The 14329-nt window shown below is 71.7% G+C and carries 14 protein-coding genes; 7 read left to right on the forward strand and 7 right to left on the reverse strand.

Annotated elements, in window-relative coordinates:
• The first annotated feature begins 12 nt into the window (after window positions 1-12).
• The 3 genes from CcI49_RS04395 (at window position 13) to CcI49_RS04405 (ending at window position 3082) form a co-directional block, all read left to right on the forward strand.
• Window positions 13-708: an NAD(P)H-binding protein gene (locus tag CcI49_RS04395; RefSeq protein ID WP_054567476.1), complete on the forward strand. Its 696-nt coding sequence runs from the start codon at window positions 13-15 to the stop codon at window positions 706-708.
• Window positions 709-803: 95 nt separating this feature from the next.
• Window positions 804-1679, forward strand: a complete 876-nt coding sequence (locus CcI49_RS04400) for a sigma-70 family RNA polymerase sigma factor (RefSeq protein ID WP_054567892.1) — start codon at window positions 804-806, stop codon at window positions 1677-1679.
• Window positions 1680-1717: 38 nt separating this feature from the next.
• Entirely contained in the window at window positions 1718-3082 is a 1365-nt protein-coding gene (locus tag CcI49_RS04405; protein WP_241839889.1) for an acyl-CoA synthetase, read from the forward strand.
• A 42-nt stretch (window positions 3083-3124) separates the two neighbouring features.
• Here CcI49_RS04405 and CcI49_RS04410 read toward each other — a convergent pair whose 3' ends face one another.
• Window positions 3125-4666 carry a phospholipid carrier-dependent glycosyltransferase gene (locus CcI49_RS04410; protein WP_116437340.1) on the reverse strand — a complete coding sequence of 514 codons (1542 nt, stop codon included), beginning with the start codon at window positions 4664-4666 and terminating at the stop codon, window positions 3125-3127.
• Between the two features lie 624 nt (window positions 4667-5290).
• On the opposite strand from CcI49_RS04410, the gene CcI49_RS04415 reads away from it, so the two are divergent.
• Window positions 5291-7855: an MMPL family transporter gene (locus CcI49_RS04415; RefSeq protein WP_083473357.1), complete on the forward strand. Its 2565-nt coding sequence runs from the start codon at window positions 5291-5293 to the stop codon at window positions 7853-7855.
• A gap of 113 nt (window positions 7856-7968) precedes the next feature.
• Window positions 7969-8649, forward strand: coding sequence for a copper resistance CopC family protein (locus CcI49_RS04420; RefSeq protein ID WP_158230710.1), 681 nt, complete (start codon window positions 7969-7971; stop codon window positions 8647-8649).
• Window positions 8650-8713: 64 nt separating this feature from the next.
• On the opposite strand, the gene CcI49_RS04425 is transcribed toward CcI49_RS04420, so the two are convergent.
• The 6 genes from CcI49_RS04425 to CcI49_RS04450 form a co-directional block, all read right to left on the reverse strand.
• A complete protein-coding gene (locus CcI49_RS04425; RefSeq protein ID WP_076824496.1) occupies window positions 8714-9064 on the reverse strand; it encodes a hypothetical protein in 351 nt (116 codons plus the stop codon).
• A 39-nt stretch (window positions 9065-9103) separates the two neighbouring features.
• Window positions 9104-9673 carry a DUF6232 family protein gene (locus CcI49_RS04430; protein ID WP_054567481.1) on the reverse strand — a complete coding sequence of 190 codons (570 nt, stop codon included), beginning with the start codon at window positions 9671-9673 and terminating at the stop codon, window positions 9104-9106.
• 210 nt (window positions 9674-9883) lie between these two features.
• Window positions 9884-10681 carry a hypothetical protein gene (locus CcI49_RS04435; RefSeq protein WP_054567482.1) on the reverse strand — a complete coding sequence of 266 codons (798 nt, stop codon included), beginning with the start codon at window positions 10679-10681 and terminating at the stop codon, window positions 9884-9886.
• A 124-nt stretch (window positions 10682-10805) separates the two neighbouring features.
• Entirely contained in the window at window positions 10806-11492 is a 687-nt protein-coding gene (locus CcI49_RS04440; protein ID WP_235498004.1) for a hypothetical protein, read from the reverse strand.
• A gap of 283 nt (window positions 11493-11775) precedes the next feature.
• Window positions 11776-12291, reverse strand: coding sequence for a GNAT family N-acetyltransferase (locus CcI49_RS04445; RefSeq protein ID WP_235498005.1), 516 nt, complete (start codon window positions 12289-12291; stop codon window positions 11776-11778).
• Window positions 12292-12416: 125 nt separating this feature from the next.
• The gene (locus CcI49_RS04450; RefSeq protein WP_054567485.1) at window positions 12417-12965 is read right to left on the reverse strand and encodes a hypothetical protein; all 549 of its coding nucleotides are present in this window, start codon (window positions 12963-12965) and stop codon (window positions 12417-12419) included.
• 330 nt (window positions 12966-13295) lie between these two features.
• On the opposite strand from CcI49_RS04450, the gene CcI49_RS04455 reads away from it, so the two are divergent.
• The gene (locus tag CcI49_RS04455) at window positions 13296-13790 is read left to right on the forward strand and encodes an SRPBCC domain-containing protein (RefSeq protein ID WP_076824498.1); all 495 of its coding nucleotides are present in this window, start codon (window positions 13296-13298) and stop codon (window positions 13788-13790) included.
• Window positions 13787-14287, forward strand: coding sequence for a GNAT family N-acetyltransferase (locus tag CcI49_RS04460; protein WP_076824500.1), 501 nt, complete (start codon window positions 13787-13789; stop codon window positions 14285-14287). Before CcI49_RS04455 ends, CcI49_RS04460 begins: the two co-directional genes overlap by 4 nt.
• Window positions 14288-14329 lie beyond the last annotated feature (42 nt).

Raw genomic sequence — 14329 nt, forward strand, 5'->3', positions numbered from 1 at the left:
AGGAGCGGCGGCATGCGATACGTGGTGTTCGGAGCGAACGGCGGCACCGGACGGGTGCTGTGCCAGCAGGCGGTCGACGCCGGGCACGACGTGGTGGCGGTGACCCGCGACGCCGCCCGGTTCCCCCTGAGCGATCCGCGGTTGCTCGTCGCCGAGGCGGACGTCCACGATCGGGCGGCCGTCACCAGGATCGTCGGCGGGGCGGACGCCGTGCTCTCCACCCTGGGTGTGCCGTTCGGCCGCCGCGAGATCACGGTCTACAGCGAGGGCATCGACAACATCGCGACGGCGATGCGGCGCCACGGTGTGCGGCGGGTGGTCGCGGTGAGCTCGTCGGCCGCCTACCCGACCCGGCACGCCGACGGCGGATTCCTGCTGAACCGGGTGATGCAGCCGCTCCTCACCGCGACGATGGGGCGGACCACCTACCGCGACATGCGGGCCATGGAGGAGTTCCTGCGCACCAGCGGCCTGGACTGGACGGTGCTGCGCCCCGGGGGCCTGTTCGACGCCCCCGAACCGACCGCCTACGAGCTACAGGAGGACCACTCCGACCGGATCTTCACCAGCCGCGCCGACCTCGCCGCGAGCATGCTCGCCCTGGCCGGCGACGACAAGTGGGTCGGCAGGTGCGTCGCGGTCAACACCACCGAGGGCGCCCCGACCCTGCTGGGCATGATGCGCCGCGAGGCCTTCTCCCGCGGCTGAGCCACCGCCAACCCGACCGACGACGGAAGGAACAAGCGTTGACTGGCGAATCCCTCCCGGCCGTGAGCGGCGGGGCCTCCCCGGAGCACGATGACATGCTCTGGTTCGCCGAGCAGTTCGACCGGCATCGCGCCCGGCTGCGGGCGGTGGCCTACCGGATGCTCGGTTCGCTCACCGAGGCCGACGACGCGCTGCAGGAGGCGTGGATCCGCTCGATCCGCGCCGACAGCACGGTGATCGACAACATCAGCGGCTGGCTGGTGACGCTCGTCGGGCGGGTCTGCATCGACATGCTCCGGGCCCGCACCGCCCGCCGGGAGAGCCTCATGGGCAGCACGCTGCCCGAGCCGGTCGTGAGCACCGGCGAGAGCCTCGACCCCGAACAGGCCAGCCTGCTCGCGGACTCCGTCGGGCTCGCCCTGCTCGTCGTGCTCGACAGCCTCGAACCGGCCGAGCGCCTCGCCGTCGTGCTCCACGACATGTTCGGCGTGCCGTTCGCCGAGATCGCCCCGATCGTCGAACGCAGCCCCGAGGCCACCCGGCAGCTCGCCAGCCGGGCCCGGCGCCGGCTGCGTGGCACCGTCACCACGCCCGACGCCGACCTGGCCCTGCAGCGAAAGGTCGTCGACGCCTTTCTCGCCGCCGCCCGCACCGGCGACTTCGAGCGGCTGCTGACCCTGCTCGATCCCGCGATCGTCCTGCGGGTCGACCCCGGCTCGCGGCCCTGGGTCGGCCCCACGGTGCTCGCCGGTGCCACCGACGTCGCCGGCCACATCACCACCCACGCCATCCGGTTCGCCCGGCTGTGCAGCACCGCCCTCGTCAACGGCGCGGCCGGTGTGCTCGCCGCGTCGGCGGAAGGTGTGCTCGCCGTCGCGGGCGTCACGGTCACCGGCGGGCGCATCGTCGAGATCGACCTCCTGCTCGACCCCGGGCGGCTCGCCGCGCTGCACATCGCGACGGGCTCCTGAGCCCCGAAGACCCGAGTCCGGCGCCCGGGTCGGCCTGCGTGCCCGACAATGAAGGCGTGCTTACCGCGTTGCGCCGAGGCGAGGCCAGGGTCCAGATGTCGGATGTCTCCCTGGAAGGAGATGATCTCGCGGGCGCGGTGGGTGCCGTCGCGCAGCGGGTGCGCGGCCTGCGGCGGGTAGCCGTGGTGGCCACCCCGACGCTGGAGACGGTGGTCGCGATCGCCGGCGCCGTCGAGGCCGGGGTCACCGTGGTCACGGTCAACCCGCAGGCCGGCGAGACCGAACGGGCGTACGTCCTGCAGGACAGCGCCCCCGACCTGGTCCTCGACCAGGTCGACCTCACGGCCCGCGCCGCGCTGCCGGCGGAGCCCGAACCGGCGGCCGGCGCGGCGGGAGCGGCGGGAGCGGCGGACCTGCCGGGCGGGCCGGGCGGGGACGAGTCACCCGCCCTGATCATCTACACCTCGGGAACCACCGGGCCGCCGAAGGGCGCGGTCATCCCGCGCCGCGCCATCGCGGCGAACATCGACGCGCTGGCGCAGGCCTGGGCCTGGACACCCGAGGACGTCCTCGGGCACGCCCTGCCGCTGTTCCACGTGCACGGGCTCGTGCTCGGGACGCTCGGCCCGCTGCGCCTCGGGTCCGCGCTGCACCACACCGGGCGGTTCGCGCCGACCCCGGGCGGGACGCTGTACTTCGCGGTGCCGACCATGTGGTCACGGGTGCCGGAGCCGGCGGCCTTCTCGTCCGCCCGGCTGCTCGTCTCCGGCTCGGCGGCGCTGCCCGTGCCGGTGTTCGAGCGGCTCGTCGCGCTGGCCGGGCAGCGGGTGGCCGAACGCTACGGGCTGACCGAGACCCTGATCAACACCGCCGCCCGCGCCGACGGCGATCGCCGGCCGGGTCTCGTCGGCGCACCGCTGCAGGGCGTCGAGGTCCGGATCACCGGCACCGACGAGTTCGGGCCGGTCGAGGTCCGCGGCCCGAACGTGTTCTCCGGGTATCTCGGCAACCCGGCCGCGACCGCGGCGGCGCTGACGCCCGACGGGTGGTTCGCCACCGGCGACCTCGGCCTGTTCGAGCCGGACGGCCAGCTGCGCATCGTCGGCCGCCAGAGCACCGACCTCATCAAGTCCGGCGGCTACAAGATCGGGGCCGGGGAGATCGAGAACGCGCTGCTCGCCCATCCCGCGGTCGCCGAGACCGCCGTCATCGGCGTTCCCGACGACGATCTCGGCCAGCGGGTCGTCGCGTTCGTCGTCCCGCACGAGACCGTCGACGCCGCGGTGCTCGTCGACCATGTCGCCACGACCCTCGCCCCGCACAAGCGCCCGCGGGAGGTCCGCTTCGTCACCTCGCTGCCGCGTAACCCCCTGGGCAAGGTCCAGAAGAAGCTGCTCACCTGACCGGCCGGTTCCGCACCGGCCGGTTCCGCACGGTTCGCGGGTTCAGGCGACGATCCAGGCGGGGAACCAGATGCGGTCGCGCCAGTCGTCCAGCGGAATCGTCTCCCAGGCCAGGATCGGGTAGTAGTAGGCGAACAGCAGCACGACGGCGATCAGGTACACGCCGAAGATCAGTGCCCCGACGAGGCGGCGGGTGTCGGAGGCCTCGCGCGGGCCGAGCACCAGGCCCGCGCAGGCGGTGATCCCCAGGATCATGAACGGCAGCAGCGGCAGGGCGTAGAAGAAGAACATCGTGCGGTTGGGGAAGGCCAGCCAGGGCAGGAAGGACGTCCCGAAGCTGACCAGTACGAGGGCGGCCCGCCAGTCACGGCGGGCGACCCACAGGGCGATCATCGCGACCAGTGCGGCCGTCCCGACCCACCAGACGGCCGGGTTGCCCAGCGCCAGCACCTCCCGGGCGCAGCCCTCGACCGCCCGGCAGCCCTGCTCGCCGAACTTCGGGCCCTCGTAGTCGTAGGCCACCGGCCGGCCCATCACCAGCCAGCTCATCGGCGTGGACTGCGCGACGTGCCGGGCGGACAGGTGTTCGTGGAACTCGAGGATCRCCTGCTGGTAGGACCACCAGCCGCGCCAGGCGGCGACGAAACCGTCGCCGTACCTGTGCCGGTCGTACCCGCCGTCGGTGAGGAACCAGCCCGTCCAGGTGGAGAGGAACGTCACGATCGGCACGGCGATGTAGCAGCCGAACCAGGCGGGCAGGTCCCGCCGCAGCGCACCGCGGACCGGCGCCGGGAAGCCCGCCGTGCGGCGGGCACCGATGTCCCAGGCCAGCGCGAGCGCGGCGAACCCGACCAGGGTGTAGAGGGCGCTCCACTTCACGCCCATGGACGCACCCAGACACAGACCGGCGGCGAGCCGCCAGGGCCGCCAGCCGAGCCGCGGCCCGTACCGGGCGTCGGCGCCTCCTCCCACAGCTCCCACACCGCTGTCGGTGCTCTCGGTGCCGTCGATGCTCTCAGTGCCGTCGGTGCTCTCGGTGCGCGTGAGCCGGTCGACGAGCCTGGTGCGGCCGTGGTCACGGTCGAGGACGAGACAGGCCAGCGCGAGCACCAGCCCCGTCATCAGGAAGATGTCGAGGATGCCGATCCGGCTCTGGACGAACTCGAGTCCGTCGAGGGTCATCAGCAGGCCGGCGAAACAGCCCAGCAGGGTGGAGCGGAACATCCGGCGGGCGAGCCGGGTGAAGACCAGCACCGCGAGCGTGCCGAAGAACGCGGAGGCGAACCGCCAGCCGAGCTCGGGGCTGCCGTGCACCGCGCCGGCACAGTCCTGATAGCCGAAGAGCTTCTCCGAAGCCGCCATGAACCACTTGCCCAGCGGCGGGTGCACCACGAAGGCGGGACCGGAGCAGGTGTTGCTGTCCACCTCGTAGCCGTGGGTCATCAGGCCCCAGGCGTCCTTGGTGTAGTAGACCTCGTCGAAGTAGATGCCCTTCGGCTCGGTCAGCCGCCAGAACCGCAGGATCCCCGCGAGCAGGGTGACGGCGAGCGCGGCGGCCCAGCCCAGTACCCGGTCGGCGGGCATCGGCGGGCAGAGCCGGGCGCGCAGCGTGCCGGCCGACGCGGCGACGGCCCGCGCGGTCTGGCCGGGTTCTGGCGCGGAGGGGTCAGCCGTCGTCAGTGCGGTCACGCTCACGCGCTCAGCCTAGGTCGTGAGCCTGTGCCTGCTGACAGGGCGTTTCCCGCCCTGTCCCCATGGCCGCCGGCGCGGACCCGCCGGCGCGGCGCAGGTCGCCGGCAGCACCACGCCGGCCTCCCCGCTCTGACGGCGGTGTCCACGGCACGGCAGTAAAGCACCCAACCGAGGGCACTTTCGGGCATCCTCGTGAGATTTCAGGCAACGGACGGACTTAACTGCATTCCATCTCACTTGTTTCATCCGTGCGACCGACTTATCGTCCGTTTTGCGCGGATCATCCGGCCGTGTGGGGATCTGGTCTGGTAGCGGTAGTCACCACTCACCGGTGAGGCCCCGACACCCCGGCGCCTCCGCGATGGTCCCTGCTGGTGGGGAATGACCTGTCCGGTCGCCTTCCTTCGCGGTCGCGTCGGCACGTTCGACGAAGCGCGTTCGACGAAGCGCGTTCGAGGAGGTCCCCGCGAGCCAAATGAGTTATACGACTTAACTACGTCCTTTTAGGGTGCGCCAGTGGCATTTCTGGACAGTTCACTCGCCGGTGCGGTGGGCAGGCTCGCGCGCGGCTGCGCACGTCACCGCGGGTTCCTGCTGGTCGCCTGGATCATCGTCCTCGCGTCGGCGGCCCTCTACGTGCGCGGTGCCGGCGCCCAGTACACCCAGCAGGTGGCGCCGACGGGCTCGGAATCCGACCGCGCGCTGACCAACGTGACGGCGATCTCGCCGGGTGGCCAGTTACCCGATGTCGAGACGATCGTGGTCCGGGCCCGGGAGGGCACCCTCGACGACCGCATGGCGCGCGACCGGATGACCCTGCTCATCGCACAGGTCGGCAAGCTGCCGGGAGTCGCCCTCGTCGCGGATCCGAGCGGACCGCTCGGGCCGGCCACCGTCGGGGTCACCCCGATCAGCGCCGACCGGCGGACCGCGATGATCTCCGTCGTGCTGAAGGGCACCGCCCTCGCACCCGACCTGGCCGCGGTACGGCGTGTGCAGGACCTCGCACTGGCCTACGACGACCCGCAGTTCCAGGTCGAGATGTCCGGGCCAGGCATCACGGCGATCGAGACCGCCGGCATCTCGACCACTCCGCTGATCTTCGCCCTGCTCGCGGGCCTGCTACTCGTCATCGCCGCGGTCCGCTCCCCGTCCGGGCTGCTCATCTGTCTTGTGTCAGGAGCGGTGGCCGCCACGCTCGCGGTCGCGGCGACCGCGAAGCTGGCGCACACGGTGGTCATGACCCCGTTTGCTCCGATGGTCGCCGGCCTCCTGGCGTTCGGCATCTGCCTGGGCGGCGCGGTGGTCATCGTCTACCGAGCCCAGTCAGCCCTGCTGCGCGGTGAGGACGGCATCCAGGCCGCCGAGACCGCCACCGCCACCTCGGGCGCGGCGCTGGCAGTCGGGGGGCTGAGCCTGACGGTGGCCATGGCGGTGGTGAGCATCGTCGGGCTCAGCGGCTTCCGTGGCATCGCGCTCGCCGCCGCCGCCGTGGGCACGATCACCATCCTCGTCGTACTCACCCTGCTGCCCGCGCTGCTCGGGCTGGCCGGCGCGCGGCTGCTCGGCTGGACCGAGCGGCGCTTCCTGTCCGTGGCCGGAGCCGGCCTCGGGCGCCGACCCGGCCTGCGATCGTGGTGGGCCGCCCAGGTCGGCCGATACCCGGCCCCGGTCGCGGTGGTCGCCGGGGTGCTGCTCGTGGGGCTGACGGTCCAGGCCAGCAGCATCCGCCTGGGCGGTGGCGACTCGGGTGCCGAGCCGACGTCGACGACGTCGCGACGGGCGTACGACCTTGTCAGCGAGGGCTTCTTCCCCGGGCTGAACGGGCCGGTCCTGGTGGCCGTGCGGCAGGCGCCGGCGAAGGCCCGCCCGGCCGCGAGATCCGTCACCTCCGCGGATGTCGCCGCCGCGCTCACCGCGGCTCCCGGGGTGCGGAACGCGGCCGTCATGCTGGAGGACACCGCCAAAGGGCTGGCCGTCATCCGGGTCCTCCCCCAGCCGGGCCCGCGGTCGGAGGAGGCCAGCGCGCTGATCCGCCAGCTGCGCACGGAGGTTCTCCCGGCAGTCCTGCGCGACACGGCGACAACCGCGGACGTCGGTGGTCCGACCGCCCTGTTCGACGACGCCGCGGCGGGCTTCCGGGGCAGCGTGGTCGCACTGCTGTGCATCGTCCTGCTCACCGTCGCGCTGGTGGCGTTCGTGGTGTCACGGTCGGCGGTGCTGGCCGCCCTCCTCGGCCTGTCCGCGACCCTGTCGGTCCAGGCCGCGGGCGGCGTCCTGACGATCCTCTTCCAGAACGAGCGTTTCGCCGAGAGGCTCGGTGTGATGGTGAGCCCGGTCGAGCCCTTCGTCCTCGTTCCGGTGTTCGTGGCGGTGCTCGGCCTGGCCCCCGGGATGAACCTCGTCCTGCTCGGGCGGCTTCGCGAGCAGAACCGTGCTGCGAGCGACCGATCCGCAGGCGGGCCTTCCGGCAACGGCCAGGACCGCCCGCGGGAGCGCGCCGGCGGCCGCAGGAGCATCATCCGCAGTGCCCGGGACGGCATCGCACGCGGGCACGCAGAGCTCGGGCATGTCGTCCTCACCATGAACATGGTCATGCTCCTGGTGGCCGTCGCGATCGCGGCGCAGCCCCCGCGGACATTGAAAATGATGGGCTTCGGCCTGGCCGCAGGTGTCGCGGTGGACGCCCTCGTCCTGCGCGTGGCCGCACTGCCGGCGATCGCGCACCTGTTCCGGCTGTCACACGCCGAGAACGCGTCGAGGCCCAGCCGTCAGGACGCGCACACCGCAGGCAGGACGGACAGACCACGAAGGGCACGCAGGGCGAATCCGGTGACCGTCGAGGGAATCGAGGGAAGCGTCGAGCGGCAGACAGTACCCACCACCCCGCTTCTCGTCGGCCGCGCCGGCGATCCCGGCGGCAACGAGAACTGGAACGGCCACCGAACCAGGACTCCGGGTCTCAGGTCCGGGGTGCCACCCAGACCGCGCACGCCGGCCCACTCCGATCTGACCGCTCAGCACGGGAACGGCACGCTCTACTTCCATGAGGTCCGCGTCCCGCGCGACGGACGGCGATGAAGCCCTGCACCCAGCCCCCAGGGAGGTCGGGTGCGGATTCCCCGGGAGAGCACGACGACCCGCCAGGGCAGAACCCCGCGGCGTCGCCGACGTGGGCCCATAGCATGCGAGCGGTGCACAGAAGATCGAATCTGCCCCTGCCCGGCGCCTCCCCACGCGGGACGGTCCCGCGCAGGGCAGCCCTGCGCCGAGCCGCCCCGGTCGTCGCCCTGACCGCGGTCCTGGTGGCTCTGCTGGGCTCGCCGGCGTCCGCCCACACCGCGCTGACCTCGTCCGATCCGGCTGCGGGAGCGACCCTCGACGCCGCACCCGGCGCGATCTCACTGACCTTCAGCGGGACGGTCCGAGGCGACGGTTCCCGCATCACCGTGACCGGTGACGGTGGGGCACCGGCTGCGGTCGGTGCCCTGTCCGCCGTGGACAGGACCGTGACGGTGCCGGTCTCCGGGCTCACCGGTGGCGGCTACCAGGTGGCCTGGACCGTGGTCTCCGCCGACGGCCATGCGATCAACGGGCAGTTCCCCTTCACGGTCGCCGCGCCCAGCCCAGCGCCCACCTCCGCGTCGCCGCTGGCCGGCCCGGCGCAGGCCGCCGGCAGCTCGTCCCCGGCATCCCCGGCCGCCCTGGCAGCGGGCTCCCCCACACCCACGGTGCGGATCGAGCCGTCCGCGCCGCCGTCGTCGTCCGACAGCAACGCGGTGTGGTGGATCATCGCGGTGATCTCCGTCGCGGCACTGCTGCTCGCCGCCGCCGCAGCCGTCCAGCTGATCCGCCGCCGCGGCACCGCACGCTGACCGGCCGCGCCCGGTCTCGGGTCGACCCGAGGCCGGGCGCGGCGGGTGCGGGCACCCGCATCCGCTACCGGCCGAGCAGCGCGACCACCATCGCGGCCACGCCGCCCTGGACGATCGACAGAACCGCGTCCTTGGCCCCGCCCGCCACGGCGGCACCGAGCTCCTGAAGCCGGCTCGGGTTGTCCCGCACAGCCGCGATGACCGCCGCCGGGTCGGCGACGACCTCTCCGTCCGGAGTGACCGCCCTGTCCCGGATCAGCTGGGCGATGAGGGTGCGCAGCTCGCCCACCGCCGCGTCGAGCTGTGCGGCGGAGCCGGCCTGGTGACTGCTGACCACCTGGTTGATGTCACGACCGGCCTTGTTGACCGTGTAGCCCTGGCCGGTGAACTTGTCACCGGAGAAGACGTCACCCATCGTTCCCCCGCCCTGCGCCCGGACCGGGCCGGTCGCCTGTCACTGGCCGGCACCTCGGCCACTCTTGTTGACGTTGTAGCCCCGCCCGGTGAATTTGTCGCCAGCAAAAACATCGCCGTGGACCTCGATGTTGTACGCGGATGCCGGTGGATCCTCGATGGCGGCGACGAGCGCGTTACGAATGCGCATGATCTCCTTGAGATCCGTGCCGTTCAGCAGGGCTGCCTGCGCACCGGCGGTTTCGAGCAGCAGCAGGTAGTAGGTTCGCCGCAGAAACACCCGGTAGATCAGGACACCGCTCAGCCAGAGAGTGGCCGCGCCGGCCAGAACGAGCACGAGAACCGCGAACTGCCGGCCGATGTCCTCGAGGGCGTACTCCCCGTCAGGGTCGGCGTAGCGTGGGCCCACGATCACCGCCACCACGAGCAGGGCGACGCCTCCCGCGAGTGACGCCATCCGCCGGAGCGGGTAGAAGGTGCTGTACTTCCCGAACCATTTCAGCTCCCGGGTCTGAATCCGGGAGATGTTGGCGAGCGGGTACACCTCGTGCCCGATCGTGAGCGCCCGCTTGCCGACCACGATCTCGAAGATCTGATTCTTTTTTGCCATACAGCCCCCGCCTGTACTGGCTTATTGATAACGCGGACGCCGATCGGCGAACGCACCGTGAGCTGACATCCGGAACGTCGACTGACGAGCGCGAGGCCGATAAACGTCGGGATCAGCGACGGCAGGTACCTGGTCACCGGATCCGCGCAGAACGTACCACACATCGTGAAATGAAGAAATCCGAGCGTGGCCGGTAATCTCCTGACTGGATCAGGCGAGACCGGTGGGGGTGACCCAGTCCGGCGCGATCCGCTCACCGCCGACCGTGAGGGTGAACGCACCCTCCTCGTCGAGCAGACCGACGAGGAGGGCGAGCAGGGTCTGCACCCGGGCGAGCCGGGCGCTGGTCACGGCCGCCGGCGACTGCAACGCCTCGGCGAAGGCATCGAACCACTCGGCGAAGACGGCCTCGTAGTTGTCATGGAAGTAGGCGAATCCCAGGCACTCGTTGGACGCACTGCCCGGCCCGCCGCGCATCAGCTCGCCGATCGCCCGCTGCTCCTCCCGCCACAGCATGAACCGGGAGGAGTGGTAGGTGTCGACGCGGTCGTACTCGTCGCTGCTGAACGCCCCGCCGATGTCGGCGAGCAGCGCGGCGACGACGCGGGTGTCCTCGGCGCTCTCGAACCGCAGCAACGCGAGCCGCGAGTACACGATCTCCAGGGTTCCGAAGTAGCGCGCGATGCAGAACAGCGTGGCCAGCAGTGCGAGCCGGCTACGACGATCCGGCTCCTTCGAGGTGGGCTTCAGATACGACAGGAACTCCTTCTTCCGAATGCTGTGGATACGGGTGCCGAGGTCGAACGCCGCGACGAGCAGCGGCTCCCGGTATCGGTCCAGCTCGGTCTTCGCCGCCGAGCGTTTCTCGCTGTCCCTGGTGGAACGGTCCAGCTCGAAACGGATGCGTTCCATCTCGACGCCCTGGCGATGGGTCCACACCGTCGCAGCCACCGCCACCAGGGCACTGACAACGGAGGAGATGAGGGCGGCGACAATTCCCGCGTCCACGTCTGCCTGCCCCCCAGCCCGGCCCCTCACGCGCCGACGTCGGCAGATGGCAGCCTATCGGCGGACAACCGGGCAGATCTCCACCTTCGGGAATCCGGATCGGGCCCGGCTCGTCGCCGTCAGGTCACCGGCGGACGGCCGGGCCACCGAACAGCGCGCCACGGATCTCACGGCCGGCTCTGGCTACCGGCTGCCAGAGGACCCGGTTCACCCAGCGGACGGGCACGACCACCGTCACGCGCCACACCGCGGCGGCCACCCGTGCCACCGGGATGACCACCGTTCGCCACACGAAGGCGGTCGGGACCACCACAATCACCCGGAAGACGGCGGCGATCCCACGCCCGATCGCGTTCGCCACCCGCATCGCGAACCGGCAGGCCTCGGCGACGATCCGGCTCACAGGTACGACCACGGCCCGCCACACCCAGCGCGCCGGCGCCACCACCAGCGCCGTCAGCACCGCCGCCGCGATCTTCCCGGCCAGCCGGAGGGCACCGGCGAACGCATGCACCACGGGTCGCAGCACGGTCCGCCACAGCCACTGCGCCGGCACGATCACCAGCCAGGCGACGAGAAAGCGCAGCGGGATCGCGATGGCGTAGTGGAAGACGAACAACAAGGCCAACCGGACCGGATTGATCACCCATCGCCACAGCAGGCGTCCGAGCGGGGTCAGGAACCAGTCCCAGAGGAGCCGTTTCAGGCCCAGCAGGAGCGGGCGCAGGAACCACGTCCACAGCAGCGTGCGCAGCCCGCGGCCGACCAGCACGAGCCCCTGCCACAGCAGCTGGAGCGGAACGACGATCACCAGCGCGATCAGCCGCGCCGGCCAGCGAATCAGGTCATAGACGAGGCCGTCGGGCTCGTCGCGCCGGGCAGGGGCCGGCGGCCCTGGATGAGGAGACCGCGGAGCAGCCGTGCTGCCAGCGTACGGGTGCCGGTCATTCCGGTCGCTCCGGTTTTCAACCACAGCGGAGTATCTATCGTTCACGCGGCCCGAAAATCGTCCGTTTGTCAGCTGGTAAACACCCCGGGGCAGGCCGGCCACGGTGTCCCGCGGCGGGTCCGGGGTGGCAGGGCCGGCCGGCGGGTCAGGGGCGAGGCCGGGGCACCCGTTCGAAGAAGTGGGTGGCGTGCGGGTTGTCGTTGTACCGGCCGATCGGACGGTAGCCGGCCTTCCCGTACAGCGCGATGGCCTCGGTCAGGGACTCGTGGGAGTCGAGCCGAACGATGTGGTGACCGAGGGCGTGCGCGGTCTGCTCCAGGTGGAGCAGAAGTCGGGAACCCAGGCCCGCGCCGCGCCAGGCGTCATCCACCCACATGCGTTTGATCTCGCCGACACCGTCCTCGATCGTCCGCACACCACCGCACGCCACGGCGGCCCCAGCACTGACAGCCAGGACGAAACAGCCCCCGGGTGCCGCCAGCGACGCCGCACCGTCATCCGGCTCGGCGGAAGGATCGAAGCCGAACCGCCGCCCGATCTCCGCGAAGTAACGGCCGACAGCCCACACCGCTGCCGGTGATGTCGGGTCGACGGCCTCGAAGCGCACCGCCGCCGCCCGCGCGCGCGGCCCACTGCCGCGCAGGCGCTGGGAATCCTCCACGCCAGCGAACGTTAACCGACGCGCCATCGTTTCCTGGCATCGCCCCGCGACACAGGCAACAACCGGCCCACATGGTCTCGGCCAGCCCGTCCGCCCGCACGGCACGCGATACGCGTGGCCGCGTCCTAACCGCCCGTGGGCAGCACCGACGGGACGACCGACAGCACGACCTGCCGCGGCACCGCGGGCTTCGACACCGGGAGTTTGGGCGTCGGGGTCTTGCCCGCCGGGGTTCTCGGCGTCGGGGTTCTGGGCGTCGGGGTTCTGGGCGTCGCCGCATCCACGGTCGCGGGCCTGGGCTCCGCCAGCCTCAGCGCCGCGGGCCCCGCAGCCTCGGCCCAGTCGGTGCCCGACGGCTCGGCGGGCGCGGGAGCATCCGGCGAACCGGCTGCCAAAGGGCGATCCGGCGCCGCGGTGACCAGCGAAAGGCGCACGGAGGTGGGGGTATCCGGCACGAAGGCGGTCGACGGACGGTCGCCTCGAGCCCGGGCGGGTTGTGTGGGCACCACGGACAGGCGACCGGCGGACGGACGCATCACCGCGGCGGGGCCGCGTTCGCCGGCTGGTAGCCGGGCCGGAGCGGCCACCCGCGTCAGCGCCGCCTCGATGGCATGCATGCCCAGCATCATCGCCATCAGCGCGAAAGGAAACACCAGGATGAGCGCTATGATCACTGCGATCTTTCCCTTCCGGATGGCGCGGTCAGATGCCTGGTGCGACGGGCGGGAAGCCGGCCGGTCATCCAAGCTACGCGGGCGGTGAGCACCGGCCCACGGCGAAGAGCACCGTTGTCGGATGCCGCAGGTCCCTGCACCGGGGGACCAGGCGGGCTTCGGGCCCCCGGGCCCACTGACCGCAGGCTTTCGCGGCCATGTTTCAGGCATGGCTCGAACGTGCCTGCCAGATCGACCTATGCCGGATCCGAATCCCTCGGCGGCGCGCCGAGAACGTCATCCGCCGGCGGGACTGGCCCACCCGCGGCGACCGCCACTACCTTCGGGACCGTGTATTCGCTGCGACTGAGCTGTCCGCTCGCCGCTCCACGCGCCACGGTGTACCGGGCACTGATCGACCCGGCGGCAATCGTCCGGTGGCGGTTCCCGGACGGGATGAGCGCACGGCTGCACGAGTTCGACGCCCGCGAGGGCGGCGCCTTCCGGATCTCGCTCACCTACGACCGCCCCGACGCGGCCGGAAAGACCGCCGGCAACACCGACACGTACCGCGGCCACTTCGTGCGGCTCGTTCCCGACGAGCAGGTCGTCGAGGAGCTCGCGTTCGAGTCCGCGGACCCGGCCCTGGGCGCCCCGATGACGATGACCACGACGCTCTCCGACACCGACGACGGCGGCACCCTCGTCGTCATCGTCCACGACGGCATCCCGGATGCCATCCCCGCCGCGGACAACGAGACCGGCACCCGCATGGCCCTGGACCGCCTGCGGGCACTCGTCGAGGCCGGTACGCCCGGCGGGCCGGCCACGTCGAGGATCCGGTGACCCCGCCCTGGCAGCCGTTGCGGGCCGCAGGGTGGCAGTTGTCGGACGACCCCGAGCTCCTGGACCGCACCCAGGTGTGGAGATGGTTGTCGCTGGAGGCTCCGTGGGCGCACGGCCGCAGCCAGGAGGCCGTGAACACCGCGCTTGACCTTTCCCTCACCGTGGGCGTCTACGATCCGGCCGGTCTGCAGCGGGGAGTCGCCCGTTGCGTGACCGACCGGGTGGCGGTCGGTTTTATCGACGACGTCTTCGTCGATGCGGACCATCGTGGAAAAGGAGTCGGGCGCTGGCTGCTCTGTGGCCTGCTCCAACACCGACTGTTACGCGAAATCCCGCAGTTCACGCTGGTGACGGACGACGCCCATACCCACTATGCCGCTGCCGGCTTCACGCCCCTGGCCAGATTCCAGCGGTGGATGCAGTGGCGACGCGACATCGGCTCCGCGTACGCGCCGGACCCCTGGGCACCGGGTTCCCCGCCCGGCTCCGCCGGTTGAGCGACCGGATCCACCGGTCGCCCCCGCCCGCCGGTGGCGCCT

The sequence above is a fragment of the Frankia sp. CcI49 genome, assembly GCF_001983215.1.
Classification (GTDB): Bacteria; Actinomycetota; Actinomycetes; order Frankiales; family Frankiaceae; genus Parafrankia; species Parafrankia irregularis.